This is a genomic window from Microbacterium sp. KR10-403, from assembly GCF_040196215.1.
In the GTDB taxonomy this organism is placed as follows: domain Bacteria; phylum Actinomycetota; class Actinomycetes; order Actinomycetales; family Microbacteriaceae; genus Microbacterium.
In genome coordinates, this window is sequence record NZ_JBEGDC010000005.1 from 19,396 (window position 1) to 36,320 (window position 16,925).

Here is a 16,925-nt window from a genome sequence, read left to right on the forward strand (position 1 = left end):
CGCTAGTGCGCGACGGTGTCGACCAGACGCAGACGCTCGCGCTCGATGAGGATGGTGTAGCCGCCGCCGTTGGGCAGCCGCGTGCCGGGATCGGGCAGATCGCCGTGCGTGATGTGGCGCACGAGCTCGCGGATGAGCGCGCCGTGGGAGACGACGATGACCGAGGCGCCGCCGGGGGCGGTGAGGTTGCGCACATCCCGCGCCACCTTGCGCACGCCGCGCACCGCGCGCTTGCGCACCTGCGGCCACGGCTCGGCGCCCGGCACGTCGGAGGCGTGTCGGGTGCCCCAGCGCGCCTCGATGTCGTCGCCGGTCATGCCCTCGGCCTCGCCGTAGGCCCGCTCGCGCAGCTCGGGGTAGAGGTACGGGGCGGGCAGCCCGAGCTCTTCGGCGATGATCTCGGCGGTCTCGCGGGCGCGCTTCAGGTCGCTGGCGGCGACGGCGACCGGCAGTGAGGGGTCCATGCGGTCCAGGAGGATCGCCGCGGTGTCGCGCGCCTGCTGACGGCCGGTCTCGTTGAGCGGGATGTCGCTCGTGCCCTGGATGCGGCCGTTCCGGTTCCAGTCCGTCTCGCCGTGGCGGATGAGGGTCAGAGTCGTCACGCCTCGAGCTTATCGGCGAGAGCTGTGAGCACCTCGCTCGTGCCGGCGTCGAGCTTCACGGTCGCGCGAGCGTCGGCGCGCGTCTGCCCGCGATTGACGATCACGATCGGGATGCCGCGCCGCTGCGCCCGCTGGATGAACCGCATCCCGGAGTTGACCACGAGCGACGAGCCCGCCACGAGCAGCGCGTCGGCCGCCGTCAGCAGCTGCTCGGCGCCGGCGAACCGTGCCACGGGGATCGTCTCGCCGAAGAAGACCACCTCGGGCTTCAGCATCCCGCCGCACACGCTGCACGCAGGGACGACGAATCCGTCGACCGAGTCGGGGCGCACATCGCCGTCGGGGAGCAGCACGGCGTCTTCGCTCGTGACCAGCCATGGGTTCTCGGCCTCGATGCGCACGGCGAGGTCGCGGCGATCGAAGACCTGACCGCAGTGCAGGCACAGCACGCGGCGCAGTGTGCCGTGCAGCTCGACCACGCGTTCCGAGCCGGCCTCGAGGTGCAGGCCGTCGACGTTCTGCGTCATGACGCCGCCCACCACGCCGCGGCGCTCGAGATCGGCGAGCGCGCGGTGCCCGGCGTTGGGGCGGGCCGCGCCGAAGCGCTTCCAGCCGAGATGACTGCCGATCCAATAGCGCCGGCGTGCGGCGTCCGTCGCCAGGAACTGCTGCACGGTCATCGGCTGTCGCACGGGAGCATGCTCGCCGCGGTAGTCGGGAATGCCCGAGTCGGTCGAGATGCCGGCACCCGTCAGCACGGCCACGCGTCGACCGGTCAGAGCGGCGACGGCGTCTTCGAGCACCTGCCCAGGTTACGCGTTCGGGCAGACTTGAGGGGTGAGTGTGATCCGCATCGAAGACCCCGACGACCCTCGACTGGCGGACTACCGCGACCTCACCGACGTGAGCCTTCGGCGGGTACTGGAGCCGGCCGGCGGCCTGTACATGGCCGAATCCGCGAAAGTGCTCGTGCGGGCGCTGGACGCTGGTCATCAGCCGCGCTCGGTGCTCGTGCAGGAGAAGTGGCTCGACGACGTCGCGGCGCTGCTCGGTGAGCGCGACGATGTGCCGGTGTACGTCGTCCCGGCCGCGGTCGCCGAGACGCTCACCGGGTACGCCGTGCATCGCGGTCTGCTCGCGGCCATGCATCGGCCCGAGCTGCCCTCTGTCGCGGCGGTGCTGGCGGGGGCACGGCGCGTGCTGGTCCTCGACGACATCGTGGACCACACGAACGTGGGGGCGATGTTCCGCGGTGCGGCCGGGCTCGGCGCAGATGCTGTGCTCGTGGGGCCGCGCTGCGCCGACCCGCTGTATCGGCGCAGCGTGCGCGTGAGCATGGGGACGGTCTTCCAGGTGCCGTGGACGCGGCTGCCGGAGTGGCCCGAGGCGGGCGACGTGCTGCGTGCCGAGGGCTTCCGTCTGGCGGCCCTGGCGCTCGCCGACGACGCCGTGTCGCTCGATGACTTCGCCGCGGATCCGCCCGATCGCGTCGCGCTCATGCTGGGTGCGGAGGGAGACGGGCTGGGGCGCAGGGCGCTGGCGGCCGCCGACACGATCGTGACGATCCCGATGGCCGGGGGAGTGGACTCGCTCAACGTCGCCGCCGCCGCCGCGGTGGCGATGTGGGCGCTGCGCGTTCATTCGTGATCGTCTTGTTATTTTGTTCCCTCACTATTTTGTCGCAAAACCAAGTACAGTCGCTGACGTAGCCAATCACTCAACGAAGAGGAAGCATGATGTCTCGACACCACTGGGGCCGCGCAGGGGTCATCACCGCTGCCGTGGGCTCTCTGACCCTCGCACTGGCCGGCTGCTCGGGAGGTGACGGTGGCGGGGGCGACGCCGCCGTCGACCTGTCCAGCCCGGCACCGACCGGCGTGACCATCACGCTGTGGCACGCCTCGAACGACCCCGACGCCCTCCTGAACCTGTACAAGGCGTACGAGAAGGAATCGGGCAACACCATCAAGCTCGTCGACATCCCGAGCGACACGGCGCCCACGGTCGTCCAGACCAAGTGGGCGACCGGCGAGCGACCCGATCTGCTGGAGTACAACCCGAGCCCGCAGGACATGGCGCAGCTGAACATGTCGGAGAACATGCTCGACCTCAGCTCGCTGGAGTTCGTCGGCGACAGCGCCCTCTCGGGCGTGGCCGGCACCATCGACGGCAAGACCTATGGCGCGATCCTCGGCCCCGTCTCGGTCTACGGCATGTACTACAACAAGGATGTGCTCGCGAAGGCCGGCGTCGACGCCCCCACCAACGAGGAGACGCTCAAGGCCGCGTGCACGGCGATCAAGGGCACGGGAGTGACGCCGATCTCGATGGCGGGCGGGTCGGAGTGGCCGGCCATGATGCTGCCGGGATTCACCTACATGGGCGACTTCAACGCCGAGAACGCCTACGGCGAGGGCGTCGCGTCCGGCGACATCACGGTGAACGACGCGAGCGGACCGCTGGTGGCGGGCCTGCAGATGGTCACCGACCTGAAGGACGCGGGCTGCTTCAACAAGGATGCCGCGACGCAGACGTTCGAGCAGGCCGAGAAGGCCGTGTCCGACGGAACGGCCGCGTTCACGTTCCTTCCGTCGGATCAGATCCCCGACTTCTACAAGAACGGCGCGAGCACCGACGCCGTCGACGCCAGCATCGGCTTCGGGGCGTTCTCGGCGGTGAAGGGAGTGCCCAGCTACGGACCGAACGCCCAGGGATCGTTCTTCGTGCCGAAGACCGGTGACACCGACAAGGAGCGCGTGGCGGCCGACTTCATCGACTGGGCGACCACCGACGGCTACCAGCAGTTCGTCGACGACGCGCAGATCGTGCCGACGCTGAACACCGCCGACGCATCGAGCCTGTCGGGGCTGTACGCCGACGCGGCGAAGCTGCTGCAGTCGGATGACGCGGTCATCGGCTTCAACTCGTCGATCCCCGGCTTCGGCAACTTCGGCGGACTCGCCGTGAAGGTCCTCGTGGGTCAGTCGACCGCCCAGGATGCGGCGGACTCGTTCCAGACCTTCGTCGACCAGGCCATCGACGCCCAGAAGAAGTAGCAGGGAGCGCTGTACCCGCATGGTCACCGTCACGTCACCGACGCGGCACCGCGCCGCCACCGAGGGAGCATCGACTCCTCCGGTGGCGGGCGGGCGCCGCGGCGGCACCGCCCGCCGCTGGTGGTGGTTCGCGATCCCCGCGGTCGCACTCACCATCGTCTTCTTCGCCCTGCCGTTCCTTGCCAACGCCGTGCTGTCGTTCACGCGCTGGACGGGCTTCAGCAACACGATCAGCTTCAACGGACTCGACAACTTCATCTCGCTGTTCAGGCTGGGCATCCTCGGGCACGCCACCGTCGTGACGGTGATCTATGCGGTGATCTCGATGATCGCCCAGAACGTGGTCGCGCTGTCGCTGGCCAAGGCGTTGCAGAACACCAACCGGATCAACAGCGTCTTCCGCTCGATCTACTTCATCCCCGTGCTGTTCTCGCCGCTGGCCGCCGGGTACATCTGGGCCGCGCTCCTGGACCCGGCGGGACCCATCAACCAGGCGATCGGCTTCGTCATCCCCGGCTTCGACTTCCCGTGGCTCGGCAACGAGGTGTCGGCCCTGATCATGGTCGGGCTCATCGACGGCTGGAAGATGAGCGGACTCGTCACCCTGGTGTACATCGCCGGGCTGAACAGCATCAATCGCTCGGTCGTCGAGGCGTCCGTGCTCGACGGCGCCGGCGGGTGGCGCCGGTTCCGCTCCATCGAGGTGCCGCTGCTGGCCCCTGCCTTCACGTTCAACATCGTGGTGACCCTGATCGGCGCGTTCAGTGCGCTCGACATCATCTTCGCCACCACCAAGGGCGGGCCGGGCGATGCCACCAAGGTGCTCAACGTCGCCGTGTACAGCCAGTACGGGCAGGGGCTGTACGGCACGTCCAGCGCCCTGAGCTTCATGATCGCGCTGCTCGTCATCGTGATCGCCATCCCGCTGATCTGGTGGCTGCGCCGCCGGGAGGTGCACGCATGAGCACGGCGACCTGGGTGACCCACCGCAAGCGCGGTTCCGGAGCCCTCAAGTACACGATCCTCGCGATCATCGCCCTTCCGTGGACGGTGATGCCGGTGTGGATGCTGGTGGTGAACTCCTTCAAGACGGAGTCCGACTCGTCCGTCCCGTCGCTCGCGCTGCCGACGACGTGGAACGTCGTGGAGAACTACGCGACGGTGTTCACCGAGGGCAATTACCTCACGGGGCTCCGCAACAGCCTGGTGGTGGCGGTGCCGACGATCCTCGTCGTGCTGCTGCTCGGCTCGATGGCGGCGTGGGCCTTCGCGCGTTCGACGCGCATGACACTGCGCGGCGCCTACTACCTCATGGCGATGTCGATCATCCTGCCGCCCGCGATCGTGCCGACCGTGTTCCTCGTGACGCACCTGGGGCTCACCGGCGGCGTCGCCGGGTACATGCTGGCACTCATCGGCACGCGGCTCGGGGTGGTGGCCTTCCTGGCCACCGGCTACATCCGGGGCCTGCCGATCGACTTCGAAGAGGCGGCCGAGATCGACGGTGCCGGACGCTGGCAGATCTACTGGCACGTCATCCTGCCGCTGCTGCGGCCCATTCTGTTCACCGTCGCCGTGATGACCATGATCAACGTGTGGAACGACTTCTTCTTCGCGCTGTACATGCTCAAGGGCACCGACAACGCGACCCTGCCGCTCTCGCTCTACAACTTCGCGAACTCCGGCCAGTACGGCGTGCGGCGCAATCTCGTCTTCGCGCATGTGCTGCTGACGAGTCTGCCGCTGCTGATCGCCTACATCTTCCTGCAGAAGAGAGTGCTCTCCGGGCTGACCGAGGGCGGCGTGACCGGATGAGCTGCGCGAGACTGACCACAATGCACACCATGACGGAGGCTGGGCAATGAGCGATATCGACCCGACGCAGAGCGGCATCCCCGTGCCCGAGGACGGCATCGAGCCGATCCCCGGACCGGACGTCGACCCGGTCGAGCAGCTCGCGCACCTGGTGCCGGCGCTGTGGCGCACGATCAAGCGCGCCGCGGGCTCGGCCGACCGGCTGCCGGCCAACGAGTCGCAGGTCACGATCCTGCGCATGCTCATGCTGCACGGCGACCTGACACCGGCGCGCCTGGCCGAGCTGCTCTATGTGGCGCGCCCGACGGTGAGCAATCTCCTCAAGGACCTCGTCGCCGCCGGCCTGGTCGAGCGGCGCGCCGCTGAGCACGACGCACGCTCGGTCGTCGTGTCGGCGACCGATGCGGGGCGCGGCGTGCTCGCCGAGTTCCGCAGCGACCGCGTGCGGGTTCTCCGCGAGGCGATCGAGGTGCTGCCGGCCGACCGCGCGAAGACGCTGCGCGACGGCATCCCGTCCCTTCGTCTGCTGCTGCGCGAGCTCGAGGTCATCGCCGCCTCCGAAGACGAGTCGGCGGAGACCGCATGAGCGGCGGGATGCTGCGGGCCGGTGCCGCCCAGGCCGACATCACCCCTGCCGATCTCACCGGGCTGAATGCCATGGGCCCCGACTTCGTCGGACTGCACGACCGCACCTTCGCGCGTGCCGTCGTCATCGAGAACGGAGTGGATGCCGTCGCCGTGGTGTCGGCGGATGTGCTCGAACTCGGCGTGACGGTCGACCTGCGCGCGCGGATCGCCGCGGCCACGGGCATTCCGGCGGGCGCGATCCTGCTCGCTCCCACGCACACGCACAACGCCCCGCGCGGCGGGCTCACGCCGGCCGGCGGGCTCTCCCGCGCCGCCAGCGCCGAGTCGCTCGCGTACACCGACGCACTGTTCGACGCCATCCTCGATGCCGTGGTGCGCGCGCAGAACGCGGCCGTTCCCGCCCGGATCGGCGTCGGCACCGGTCGGGTCGACGTGAACATCAACCGCGACGTGCCCCGCGACGGCACGTGGCGGCTCGGACAGAACCCGGACGGGCCGAGCGACAAGACGCTGACCGTCGTCGCCGTGCACGATGCGGACGACCGGCCGATCGCGACGCTCCTCGGCTATGCCGTGCACCCGACCGCGGCGCTCGGCACCCGGATGCTGAGTGCGGACGTCGCCGGCGCCGCGGCATCCGCCGTCAGCGAAGCACTCGACGCTCCGACCCTCTGGCTGCCGGGCTCGCTCGGAGACCAGGCGGTGCGCGGCAGCCTCGAGGCGGCGCGCACGGGGGGCGACGACCTCACGGTCGACGAGGTGTTCGCGCTCGTCGACACGCAGGGCCGCACCATCGCCGACGAGGCGCTGCGGGTCGCCGCCGCGATCGACGAATGGCGGGATGCCGCAGACCTGTCGGGCCGCGAAGCGGCGCTGGGCTGGCCCTCGAAGCCGGGGACGGACCTGCCGCCCGACATGCACCAGGAAGAGCTCGACCTCGTCGCGCTGCGGCTGACCGCACTGCGCATCGGCGACGTCGTGCTGCTCGGAGTGGGCGGAGAGGTGACGACGGCTGCCGCCGCCGAGATCATGGCCGCGGCCGTCGCACCGCACCCGGTGCTGGTGTCGATGGCCAACGAGCGGCTCGGGTACCTCGCCGACGACGACGCGTTCGCGCTCGGGACCTTCGCAGCGCGCGGATGCCCGATCCAGCCGGGCTGGGTTCCGGCCGCCGCCGACGTGCTTGCGCGCCTCGCCGCAGAACGGACGACAGCGTGACCGGGTTGCGAGCGGGCGCCGGACGCGCCGAGATCGCGCCGGGCTCGCTGCCGCTGGACGGCTTCACCCGCGTTCGCGACGCGCTCGCCGTGCGGGTGCTGCTCGTGGACGACCGCGCGGCCCGGATCGCGTGGGTGGTCGCGGACCAGACAGCGCTGCGTCCTCCCGTGCTCGAGGCCGTGCGCGCCCGCGTGTGCGACGCGGCCGGTGTGGCGGCACGCGACTGTCTGGTGTCGGTCAGCCACACCTTCTCGGCGCCGCACATCCCCGAGGACGATGCTCCCGCCTCGATCGCGTGGCGTGCCGCGCTGTGCGATGCCGCGGGCGACGCCGCTCGGCAGGCCGCGGCATCCCTCCGCCCCGCAGCGGTCGCCGTCGGGCGCGTCACGTGCGCGCTGGCCGTCAACCGCGACGTCGAGGTCGCCGAGGGGTGGACGCTCGGGCCCGACGGCACCGGGTTCTCGGACACGACCGTGCACGTCGTGCGGGTGACCGACGCCGACGAGACGCCGATCGCGCTGCTCGTCGGCACCGCGGTGCAGCCCTCGGCGATGGACCTGAGCGGTGAACGCGTCGTCTCGGGCGACCTGGCCGGTGCCGCCATGACCCGGATCGAGCAGGCGCTGCCGGGCGCCGTCGCGCTCTCGCTCATCGGCTGCGCGGGTGACCAGGCGCCGCTCGGGTCGGGGCCGGCCGCCGTCGATGCGCTGGGCGAGCGACTCGCCGCCGTGGTGCTCGCCGCCGACGTCGCGCCCGCGGGCGCAGGCGCACCGCTGTCGCTGACCGCGCACGAGCTCACCGTGCCCGGACAGGTGCCCACCGATCGGGCCGACATCCGCCCGGTGCGCGGTCACACCTTCACCACCGCCGCGGATCGACCGCTGCCGTTCTGGATCCTGCGTGCCGGCGCGATCACCGCCGTGGGCGTGCAGCCCGAGTTGAACGCGTGCACCGGACGTGAGCTGCGCGCACGCGTCGGCGACCCCGACCTCGTGATCGCGACGATGTGCAACGGTGGGGCGAAGTACCTGCCCGACGCCGAGTCGTTCGACCGCGCGACCTACGAGGCGCAGTCGTCCCGCTTCGCGCGGGGCGGCGCCGAGCTGCTGGTGGATGCCGTCGCCGCGGAGCTGAACGCATGATCGTCACGACCGAGGGCGGCGCGCTGAGCGGTGTCGGCAGCGGCGTCGACGGGGTCACGGTGTTCCGCGGCATCCCGTACGCGGCCGACACCGCGGGCGAGAACCGCTGGCGCGCGCCGCAGCCGCCGCCGGCCTGGAGCGGCGTGCGCGTCGCCGACCGCTTCGGCGAAGCGTGCCTGCAGCCTGCGCGCGGCGGGCTGAGCCAGCCGATGAGCGAGGACTGCCTGTCGCTGAACGTCTGGACGCCGGCGACGGCGGCCGACGCCGCGCTGCCGGTGCTGGTGTGGATCTACGGCGGGCGCTTCGTGTTCGGCGCGGGCAGCGAGCCGATGTATGACGGGTCGGCGCTGGCGGCGCGAGGCCTGGTCGTCGTCACGGTGAACTACCGGCTCGGGGTGTTCGGATTCCTGGCGACGCGTGAGCTCAGCGCCGAATCGGGGCATGGCGCGTCGGGCGACTACGGGCTGCTCGATCAGCGCGCGGCTCTGCAGTGGGTGCAGCGCAACATCGCCGCCTTCGGGGGAGACCCGGCCAGGGTCACGATCGCCGGCCAGTCCGCCGGCGCGGCCAGCGTCCTCGATCACGTGTACAGCCCGTTGTCGGCGGGATTGTTCCGCGGCGCGATCGCGCAGAGCGGTGCTCTCCACCCCGGAGACGCGAACCTCGGCCACCTCGCCGGCTCATACCGGGCCCTGGCCGATGCCGAACGCGACGGCGAGCAGTACCTGATTGAGCACGGCGTCGAGAAGATCGCCGATGCGCGCCGCCTGGATGCGCACGAGCTGCTGCGCGGCGCCGACGCCGACCAGCCAGGCCCGGGCCGGCCGCGTCCGCCGCTGTTCCGGCCCGCGCAGGACGGATGGATGCTGCCGCACACCTACGCGCAGACGCTCGCACGCGGCGCGCAGAACGATGTGCCGATCCTCACCGGCACGAACCTCGACGAAGACGGGGCTTCCCCGCACCCGCAGATCACGCTCGCGCAGTTCCGCGAGCGTGCGCAGGCGGTGTACGGCGACCGCGCCGACGAGTTCCTCGCGCTGTATCCCGCGCGCGATGACGAGACCGCGGCAGCAGCGGCGAACCAGGCGGCCCGCGATCACTCACGCGTCTCGACCCACCTCTGGGCGCAGGAGTGGGCTCGCCACGCGTCGAGCCTCGTGCACACGTACTTCTGGACGCACCCCGCACCCGGTCCCGACGCCGACGCCCGCGGGGCGTTCCACGGCAGCGAGATCCCGTACTTCCTGCACAGCCTCGACCACGTCGATCGCCCCTGGACCGACGTCGACCGTACGATCGCCGACGCCATGGCCGGGTACATCAGCCGCTTCGTCGCGACCGGCGACCCGAACGGCGATGACGCGGAGAGGTGGGATGCCGCGGATCGACGCCCGCTCACGATGGAGCTCGGCGCCCGGTGCGGCCCGATCCCCGTCGCCGAGCCGGAGCGGCACGCCTTCCACCGCAGCGTGCTCGACGGCAACACGGAACCGAAATGACCGATCTGACAGCTGGAGACCCTCGATGAGCGACACCACCCCGTTCCCCCTGATCGACGCCGAGACCGAACGGCTGCTGTTCGCGCTCGCCCGCCGTGAGCGCCTCGCGCGTGACACGAACGACTGGGATGGTCTGCAAGCCGCCTACTGGCCCGGTTCGCGCGTGCGGGTGACCTGGTTCGACGGGACGATCGAGCAGTTCGTGGACGGGTCGCGCGCTTCCGTGAAGCCCGGCAAGGTGCACGGGTTCCACAGCATCGACCCCGTGCGCGCCGAGCAGAGCGGCGATCGTGCGCTCGTCGAGAGCCGCGGGCAGGTGCTGCTGCGCCCTGTCGTGGAGGGGGTCGAGTGCGACCTGGTGTCGTGGTGCCGGTTCGTCTCGGGCTTCGAACGGCGCGACGGCGAGTGGCGCATGGCGTTCTTCGACAACATCTACGTCAAGGACACGGTCATCCCCACGCTCGGCGCGTTTCCCGAGATCGACCGTGAGCTTCTCGACGGTTCGCGCGTCGCCTATCGCTGGCTCAGCTACACCAACGCGCGGCGGGGCATCCCGGTGTCGCAGGATCTGCCCGGTGACGACCGCGAAGACCTCGTGGCGGCGTTCTGGTCCGATTGCCGGGCCTGGATGCAGGGCTGAACGCCCGCGCGTGGGCCCGGCCGGCGAGGCGCGGGGCCACGCGCCGTGCGTCAGCCGTTCTTCTCGGGCGCGGCTGTGGCGCTCGGCGCGGCTGTGGCGCTCGGCGTCGCGCTCGCCGACGGTGTCGAGGCGGCCGTGGAGCCCGAGCTGATCTGCGTGCGGATGGCGCTGACCTCGTCGTCGATCGTGGACTGCGAGAGCCCCTCCGTCGCCGGGATCAGTTTCGCGATGCGGGTGACGGTGGCATCCGCCGTACCGCTGGTGATGAGGTCCGTACGCAGCTTCTTCGTGGCGGCATCGATCTTGTCCGCGAAGACGCTCTCGAACGTCGTCACGAGGGCGTTGTCGACCTGCATCCCACCGCCGGCACCGCCTGCTGCACCGCCGGCACCGCCTGCTGCGCCGCCGGTCGTTTGACCGTTGCCCGGCATCTGTCCGCCGCCGGGCATCTGTCCGTCTCCGGGTGCGCTCTGCCCGTCGCCGCCCGGCATCTGACCGCCGTCGGGCATGGTGGGCATCTGCCCGTCCCCGCCCGGGAAGCCGCCCGCGCCGCCGGCGCCGCCGGCGCCCATGCCGCCTCCCATGCCGCCGAAGGCGAGGTTGAGGTCCCACGAGACGATGCTGATCCGCCCGGTGTCGAGGTCGTAGTACAGGTACGCGTTGCGCCCGGGCCCGTTGATCGTGTCGAAGTTATCGAGCACATCCTGAGTGGCCAGGTACGTCGCGAACGAGTCGACGTCGATCCAGTCGCCCGCATCCTGCTCGAACTCCTCGTCGGAGGCCCCATCGAGCCACTTCAGGAACGAGATGATCGGCTGCAGGTCACGGGTGCCGACGAGGTTGATCTGCGTGAAATCGTCGGTGTAGTCCGTCTGATCACTGCCCTGATAGGTGAACGAGCTCGTGGAGAGCAGCTTGTAGAGCACGCCGTCGTCGGGCAGATCGGCGGCATACTGCGCATCCGGGTTCTCGATGATCAGGCGGGTGGTGGTCGGGCGGTCGTTGACGGTGAACGTCGAGTACGCGTACCGCTGTGAGATCTGACCCGACTGCGCGGTGAGATCCAGGGCGACCGCCTCGTTGATCGCCGAGGTGTACGACTGCGAGGCCGGTCGCACCGAGATCTCGGTGTGCCCCTGATAGGCGCGGCCCTCCTGGTACTCGTTGAAGCTGATGAGGATCGGCAGGTCCTCCGGCTTCGAGGTGGAGAGCGCGATTCCGGTGCCCACGCCGCCGCCTTGGGCGTTCTGCCCGCCCTGAGCGTCGCCTGGTGCCTGCATGCCGTCTGGTGCCTGCATGCCGTCTGGTGCCTGCATCCCGTCGGGTGCCTGTCCGCCGCCACCACCACCCGAACCGCCGGCCGTCTGCCCCTCGGTGCGCGAGCCCTTCCGATCATCGGTCAGGGCTGAGAGCGTCGAGTTGCCCTTCAGACGCACGGCGACGTTCGCGATGGTCGTCCCGTCGATCGTGATGTCGGCCGGCATCCAATCCTTGTCGCCGGAGGTGAAGTATGCGTCCAGCATCTCGTTGTAGTCGGCCTCCGCATACGTGAGCGTCACGGTGTGCGCGGTGTCCTCGTCGAAGAGGTCGACGGTCCCGGCGATGTCGTCGGTGATGCGCTCCTCGTCCGTCACGGCGGCGGCGCTGGTCGAGTAGGGCCTGATCACCACGTTGCCGAAGAAGGTCAGCCCGAGCGCGACCACGGCGATCCCGCCGACGAGCGGGATCCAGTTCTGCCGGATCCGGACCGGGATGCGGCGTCTGATCCTGCGCAGCATCCTCACATGTCCGACTGGTCGTATCCGGTCAGCACCGAGACCTTCTGACCGCTGTTGACCGCGCTGAGCGCTTCGATGACCTGCGAGGTCTCGACGCCCTTCTTCAGGCGCACCGAGTAGAACAGCTCGGTGAGCGCCCCGCCGCGCATGGTCTCGACGCTGACCAGTTCGAACTCCAGCGTGAGGCCCACCAGCGCGTCGGTGATGTCGGACTGGTAGTCGCCCTCCGGGGGCACCTGCACCTTGACGACCTGACGCTGAATGTCGAGGTGGAACCAGTTGAAGCGCTGCATGAGGAACGTGATCAGCAGGATGAAGACCGTCGCCACCGCCGCGAGCACGTAGAAACGGGTGCCGACGGCCATGCCGACGGCCATCACCAGGAAGATGAAGCCGACGTCGCGCGTCTCCTTGATCGCGTTGCGGAAGCGGACGACCGACAGCGCGCCCACGAGCGCGAAGGCACGCGCGATGTTCGAGCCGACGACGAGCATGATGACGGCGACGACCATGCCGATGATGACGAGCGTCTGCACATACGACTGGCTGTACGAGACGTTCTTGTGGGTGCGCTTGTACACCCAGCCGATCGCGAACGAGAGCACGAACGACAGCGCCAGTGTCATGGCGACGTCGAAGACGGAGAAGGTTCCGCTGAGGTCTTGGAGGTTCATCGGGGGGAGGTCACTTCCTGGGGTCGGGTGCCGTGCGGCACAGGGTGGTCGTCGTCATCGCCGTCGTCGAGGAGCTCGTCGAGCTCGTCGGCGGCGTGCATGATCGAGCGCGGCGCCAGACCGAACGCCTGGACGCTCTGGCAGTACTTGGAGATGCGGATGACGTCGAGGTTCAGCCGCGCCGTCATGTCGGTCACCCATGACGGGACGCGCTCGTCAGCCTTGATCTCGAGGACCGACAGGCGCGGGGGCAGGATGAGGCGGTTCTGACTGTCGGCGGCGAGGTGGAAGTCGCGGTCACGGCCCCGCAGATGGTGGTCCAGGGTGACGCGCAGGCCGAGGTCGGCGTCGCGTCCGATCCACGCCTCGCGCTGGTACGCCGTGGTCACGACGGGGCGCAGGTCGAGCTCGCCGACGAGCGTCTCCACCTCGGCGAGGAAGCCCTGCTCACGCGTCCCGAGTCCCTGCGGCGAGCGGTAGTCCGTGCCCGAACACAGGGCCACGGCATCCCGATACGGCAGCACCATCCGGCGCTTCTGGGTGACCCGGTTCACGCGTTGCTTGATCTCGACGAACACGTCGGAGTCTGCCGTGAGCGCGTCGGCGTCGCCGTAGTGCCGCACGCGCAGCTTGCGGCGGAACTTCAGGCCGTCGATCTTCTCCCAATAGAACTTCAGCTCGGGGGTGTCGTAGTAGACGCTCGTGATCGGGTAGCCGTGCGTTCCCGCGTGCGCATCGCGCTCGGTGTGCCGCGCCAGTTCGTCGCGCAGACGCTCGGCCTGGGTGTCGGGCACGAGGTATTTGACCTCGAAGCGGTTGAAGGCGTGCAGTCTGCTGGCCGTGGCGGTGCGATCGCCTGACGTGGGGGCGACATCGGCCTGCTCGGGGGAGGCTGCGCGCTCGCGACCGCGTCGGAAGAAGGGACGCATGCGCGGGCTCCTCTCGGATGAACGGTGGGTGAACGCGGGGAGAACACCGCGTGACAACGCCGTCCAGCGTGCCGGAGCAGATTATGCGTGCGCTATGGAGTCTGAGAGTTTGCTGAGAATTCGGGTCAGGCGTCGTCGCCGCGGTGGGCCGCGGCATCCTTTCCCGGGGCCAGCGTCGTGACCGGCAGCGGCTCCGGGCGCTTCGCCGAGACGTTGTCGCCCGACGACTGATGGCGCAGGCGCCGCAGCACCCACGGGACCAGGTGCGTGCGCGCCCAGACGAGGTCTTCGGCACGGGCTTCGCGCCACGTGCGCTGGGGCAGCGGGTCGGGCTCCATCGGCGTGAGGTCGTTGGGCACGTTCAGCGCCCGCAGCACCATGCGTGCGACCTCGTGGTGTCCGAGCGGGTTCAGGTGCAGCCGATCGTCGGTGAAGAACCGGGGGTCCTGTACGGTCTTCAGCGCCCACTGGTCGGCGACGATGCAGTCGTATTCCTCGGCGACCGCGCGCACGTTCTCGTTGTAGATCGCGACCTTGCCGCGGATGGCGCGGAACACGGGGGTGAACTCGGTGTCGATCCCTGTGAAGACCACGAGCGTCGCGCCGGTGCTCGACAGGCGTGCGACGGCGTCGCAGAACAGCTCGCCGATCTCGTCGGGGTCGGTGCCCGGGCGGATCACGTCGTTGCCGCCCGCGCACAGCGTGACCAGATCGGGCTTCAGCGCCAGCGCGGGCTCGATCTGATCGGCGATCACCTGGCGGATGAGCTTGCCGCGCACCGCCAGGTTCGCGTACGCGAAGTCGTCGACCTGGCTGGAGAGCACCTCGGCGACCCGGTCGGCCCATCCGCGGAACACGCCGGGCTGATCGGAGGGGTCACCCACGCCCTCGGTGAACGAGTCGCCGAGGGCGACGAAGCGCCGCCACGGGTGCGGTTCGGTGTTCTCGACGAACGGGCTGCGGTGATCCTCCGACATCGCGATCCTCCTCCGGACAGACACTCAGACTAATCGTCGGGCGATGTCCACGGGTTCGCCTAAGGTGGAATGTCGTCGCGCCGTCCGGCGACGGGGGAAGGAGTTCGGGTTGGAGGAGCACGCCTCACTGGGAAGCTTCGCCGCCGAACATCTCTCACCGACCTACCCGCAACGCGCCCCCTGGGGCACCGCTCAGCGCCTGCGCGCGTGGCAGGCCGAAGCGCTCGATCTGTACTTCGGTCTGGACGGACCCGACGGGGTCGGCCAGGGGCCGCGTGACTTCCTGGCCGCGGCCACCCCCGGCGCCGGCAAGACCACATTCGCGCTGCGTCTGGCCTCCGAGCTGCTCCGGCGCCGCGTCGTCGATCGCATCATCGTGGTGGCACCCACCGAGCACCTGAAGACGCAGTGGGCGGATGCCGCGGCCCGCGTCGGCATCCGGATCGACCCTGCCTTCAGCAACCGTCATTCGGCGCCGGCGCGTGAGTACCACGGCGTCGCCGTCACCTATGCGCAGGTCGCGGTCAAGTCCTCGGTGCACGAGCGGCTCGTCCTCGACAAGCGCAGCCTTGTGATCCTCGACGAGGTGCACCACGGCGGCGATGCGCTGAGCTGGGGCGACGCGCTGCGCGACGCCTACCGGCGTGCGACCCGACGGCTGCTGCTCTCCGGCACGCCCTTCCGCAGCGACACCGCCCCCATCCCGTTCGTCGAGTACCACCCCGACCAGCACGGCATCCGCGTCTCGCGCACCGACTACAGCTACGGCTACCGGCGCGCGCTCGAGGACGGGGTCGTGCGCCCGGTGATCTTCATGGTCTACGCGGGCAACATGCGGTGGCGCACGAAGACCGGCGATGAGATGGAGGCCCAGCTCGGGCAGGACAACACCAAGGACATCACCGCGCAGGCCTGGCGCACCGCGCTCGACCCGGAGGGCGACTGGATCCCGGCCGTGCTGCGCAGCGCCGACCGCCGGCTGACCGAGGTCCGGGAGCAGGTGCCGGATGCCGGGGGCCTGGTGATCGCCACGGATCAGACCGCCGCGCGCGCCTATGCCGACATCCTCCAGCAGATCAGCGGCGAGCCTGTCACGGTCGTGCTGTCGGACGAGGCGGAGGCCTCGGGGCGCATCGAGACGTTCTCGCAGGGCACGAGCCGGTGGATGGTCGCCGTGCGCATGGTGTCGGAGGGGGTCGACGTGCCGCGCCTCTCGGTGGGCGTGTACGCGACGAGCGCCTCCACGCCGCTGTTCTTCGCGCAGGCGATCGGCCGCTTCGTGCGTGCCCGGCGCCGCGGCGAGACGGCGAGCGTGTTCCTGCCGAACGTGCCGCAACTGCTGGCGCTCGCGAACGAGCTCGAGCGGCAGCGCGATCATGCGCTCGACCGCGACGGCGGCGACGATGACGAGTGGTCGCCCGAAGAAGACGCGATGGATGCCGCGCAGCGCGACGAGAAGGCGTCCGACTCGCTGATGGAGGAGTTCAGCTACCAGGCGCTCGGCTCGTACGCGAATTTCGACCGCGTGCTGTTCGACGGCAAGGAGTTCGGGCAGCTCGCCACGCCGGGCACGCCCGAAGAGGAGGAGTTCCTGGGGCTGCCGGGCCTGCTCGAGCCCGAGCACGTGCATGAGCTGCTCATGCAACGGCAGGCCCGGCAGAGCCGGCACCGGGTCGCGCGCGAGGCGCAGGAATCGGCATCCGGCCACGAACCCGACCCGCCGCAGGCGCTGCACCGCACGCTCAAGGAGCAGCGGCAGCTGCTGAACAGCCTCGTCGGACTTTACTCGCGGCAGTCGGGGGAGGCACATGCGATGGTGCACGCCGAGCTGCGGCGCACCTGCGGCGGTCCGGCGGTCGGCCAGGCCACGGTGGCGCAGCTGCAGAAGCGCATCGAGGTGCTGCGCCGGCGCGTGCACTCATAGCGCCGTTCGGAGCCCCGAAATGCTGGCAATCACGCGGTTCGGGCGGGTGCAGCATCCCTCGCCCGATAGCCTCGATCAAC

The 16,925-nt window shown here is 70.0% G+C and carries 16 protein-coding genes; 10 read left to right on the plus strand and 6 right to left on the minus strand.

The genetic code is table 11. From position 1 onward, the window contains the following. Positions 1 to 2: 2 nt before the first annotated feature. Positions 3 to 602, minus strand: a complete 600-nt coding sequence (locus tag ABMQ42_RS11790) for a histidine phosphatase family protein (RefSeq protein ID WP_349723197.1) — start codon at positions 600 to 602, stop codon at positions 3 to 5. Further along, complete coding sequence (locus tag ABMQ42_RS11795; protein ID WP_349723198.1) at positions 599 to 1,405, minus strand: NAD-dependent protein deacetylase; 807 nt, start codon at positions 1,403 to 1,405, stop codon at positions 599 to 601. Before ABMQ42_RS11795 ends, ABMQ42_RS11790 begins: the two co-directional genes overlap by 4 nt. Positions 1,406 to 1,439: 34 nt before the next feature. Here ABMQ42_RS11795 and ABMQ42_RS11800 point away from each other — a divergent pair, with 34 nt between their 5' ends. The 9 genes from ABMQ42_RS11800 (at position 1,440) to ABMQ42_RS11840 (ending at position 10,563) form a co-directional block, all read left to right on the plus strand. Then, complete coding sequence (locus tag ABMQ42_RS11800; protein WP_349723199.1) at positions 1,440 to 2,249, plus strand: TrmH family RNA methyltransferase; 810 nt, start codon at positions 1,440 to 1,442, stop codon at positions 2,247 to 2,249. Between the two features lie 86 nt (positions 2,250 to 2,335). Continuing rightward, on the plus strand, positions 2,336 to 3,658 hold the full coding sequence (locus ABMQ42_RS11805; protein ID WP_349723200.1) for an ABC transporter substrate-binding protein: 1,323 nt from the start codon (positions 2,336 to 2,338) through the stop codon (positions 3,656 to 3,658). A gap of 19 nt (positions 3,659 to 3,677) precedes the next feature. Then, positions 3,678 to 4,622, plus strand: coding sequence for a carbohydrate ABC transporter permease (locus tag ABMQ42_RS11810; protein ID WP_349723201.1), 945 nt, complete (start codon positions 3,678 to 3,680; stop codon positions 4,620 to 4,622). After that, positions 4,619 to 5,473 (plus strand): carbohydrate ABC transporter permease, encoded by an 855-nt coding sequence (locus tag ABMQ42_RS11815; RefSeq protein ID WP_349723202.1) that lies wholly within the window; start codon positions 4,619 to 4,621, stop codon positions 5,471 to 5,473. Before ABMQ42_RS11810 ends, ABMQ42_RS11815 begins: the two co-directional genes overlap by 4 nt. Positions 5,474 to 5,519: 46 nt before the next feature. Continuing rightward, positions 5,520 to 6,059, plus strand: a complete 540-nt coding sequence (locus tag ABMQ42_RS11820) for a MarR family winged helix-turn-helix transcriptional regulator (RefSeq protein WP_349723203.1) — start codon at positions 5,520 to 5,522, stop codon at positions 6,057 to 6,059. Next, entirely contained in the window at positions 6,056 to 7,279 is a 1,224-nt protein-coding gene (locus tag ABMQ42_RS11825; protein WP_349723204.1) for a neutral/alkaline non-lysosomal ceramidase N-terminal domain-containing protein, read from the plus strand. The genes ABMQ42_RS11820 and ABMQ42_RS11825 overlap by 4 nt, the downstream gene beginning before the upstream one ends. Then, complete coding sequence (locus ABMQ42_RS11830) at positions 7,276 to 8,421, plus strand: hypothetical protein (RefSeq protein ID WP_349723205.1); 1,146 nt, start codon at positions 7,276 to 7,278, stop codon at positions 8,419 to 8,421. Before ABMQ42_RS11825 ends, ABMQ42_RS11830 begins: the two co-directional genes overlap by 4 nt. Next, positions 8,418 to 9,923: a carboxylesterase/lipase family protein gene (locus ABMQ42_RS11835; protein ID WP_349723206.1), complete on the plus strand. Its 1,506-nt coding sequence runs from the start codon at positions 8,418 to 8,420 to the stop codon at positions 9,921 to 9,923. The genes ABMQ42_RS11830 and ABMQ42_RS11835 overlap by 4 nt, the downstream gene beginning before the upstream one ends. 25 nt (positions 9,924 to 9,948) lie before the next feature. Next, complete coding sequence (locus ABMQ42_RS11840) at positions 9,949 to 10,563, plus strand: nuclear transport factor 2 family protein (protein ID WP_349723207.1); 615 nt, start codon at positions 9,949 to 9,951, stop codon at positions 10,561 to 10,563. Positions 10,564 to 10,613: 50 nt separating this feature from the next. Here ABMQ42_RS11840 and ABMQ42_RS11845 read toward each other — a convergent pair whose 3' ends face one another. The 4 genes from ABMQ42_RS11845 to ABMQ42_RS11860 all read right to left on the minus strand — a co-directional run bounded on the left by ABMQ42_RS11845 (position 10,614) and on the right by ABMQ42_RS11860 (position 14,921). Further along, entirely contained in the window at positions 10,614 to 12,341 is a 1,728-nt protein-coding gene (locus tag ABMQ42_RS11845) for a CotH kinase family protein (RefSeq protein ID WP_349723208.1), read from the minus strand. A gap of 2 nt (positions 12,342 to 12,343) precedes the next feature. Further along, positions 12,344 to 13,015, minus strand: coding sequence for a DUF4956 domain-containing protein (locus tag ABMQ42_RS11850; protein ID WP_349723209.1), 672 nt, complete (start codon positions 13,013 to 13,015; stop codon positions 12,344 to 12,346). Continuing rightward, positions 13,012 to 13,944: a polyphosphate polymerase domain-containing protein gene (locus tag ABMQ42_RS11855; protein ID WP_349723210.1), complete on the minus strand. Its 933-nt coding sequence runs from the start codon at positions 13,942 to 13,944 to the stop codon at positions 13,012 to 13,014. Before ABMQ42_RS11855 ends, ABMQ42_RS11850 begins: the two co-directional genes overlap by 4 nt. A gap of 125 nt (positions 13,945 to 14,069) precedes the next feature. Then, on the minus strand, positions 14,070 to 14,921 hold the full coding sequence (locus ABMQ42_RS11860) for an SGNH/GDSL hydrolase family protein (RefSeq protein ID WP_349723211.1): 852 nt from the start codon (positions 14,919 to 14,921) through the stop codon (positions 14,070 to 14,072). A 43-nt stretch (positions 14,922 to 14,964) separates the two neighbouring features. Between ABMQ42_RS11860 and ABMQ42_RS11865 the strand changes: the two genes are divergently transcribed. Continuing rightward, entirely contained in the window at positions 14,965 to 16,845 is a 1,881-nt protein-coding gene (locus ABMQ42_RS11865) for a DEAD/DEAH box helicase (RefSeq protein WP_502884687.1), read from the plus strand. Positions 16,846 to 16,925 lie beyond the last annotated feature (80 nt).

Coding starts and splice junctions, on each gene's coding strand:
- ABMQ42_RS11805 (WP_349723200.1), top strand. CDS start 2,336: ATGATGTCTCGACACCACTGGGGCCGCGCAGGGGTCATCACCGCTGCC.
- ABMQ42_RS11810 (WP_349723201.1), top strand. CDS start 3,678: ATGGTCACCGTCACGTCACCGACGCGGCACCGCGCCGCCACCGAGGGA.
- ABMQ42_RS11815 (WP_349723202.1), top strand. CDS start 4,619: ATGAGCACGGCGACCTGGGTGACCCACCGCAAGCGCGGTTCCGGAGCC.
- ABMQ42_RS11820 (WP_349723203.1), top strand. CDS start 5,520: ATGAGCGATATCGACCCGACGCAGAGCGGCATCCCCGTGCCCGAGGAC.
- ABMQ42_RS11825 (WP_349723204.1), top strand. CDS start 6,056: ATGAGCGGCGGGATGCTGCGGGCCGGTGCCGCCCAGGCCGACATCACC.
- ABMQ42_RS11835 (WP_349723206.1), top strand. CDS start 8,418: ATGATCGTCACGACCGAGGGCGGCGCGCTGAGCGGTGTCGGCAGCGGC.
- ABMQ42_RS11840 (WP_349723207.1), top strand. CDS start 9,949: ATGAGCGACACCACCCCGTTCCCCCTGATCGACGCCGAGACCGAACGG.
- ABMQ42_RS11845 (WP_349723208.1), bottom strand. CDS start 12,341: ATGCTGCGCAGGATCAGACGCCGCATCCCGGTCCGGATCCGGCAGAAC.
- ABMQ42_RS11850 (WP_349723209.1), bottom strand. CDS start 13,015: ATGAACCTCCAAGACCTCAGCGGAACCTTCTCCGTCTTCGACGTCGCC.
- ABMQ42_RS11855 (WP_349723210.1), bottom strand. CDS start 13,944: ATGCGTCCCTTCTTCCGACGCGGTCGCGAGCGCGCAGCCTCCCCCGAG.
- ABMQ42_RS11860 (WP_349723211.1), bottom strand. CDS start 14,921: ATGTCGGAGGATCACCGCAGCCCGTTCGTCGAGAACACCGAACCGCAC.
- ABMQ42_RS11865 (WP_502884687.1), top strand. CDS start 14,965: ATGTCCACGGGTTCGCCTAAGGTGGAATGTCGTCGCGCCGTCCGGCGA.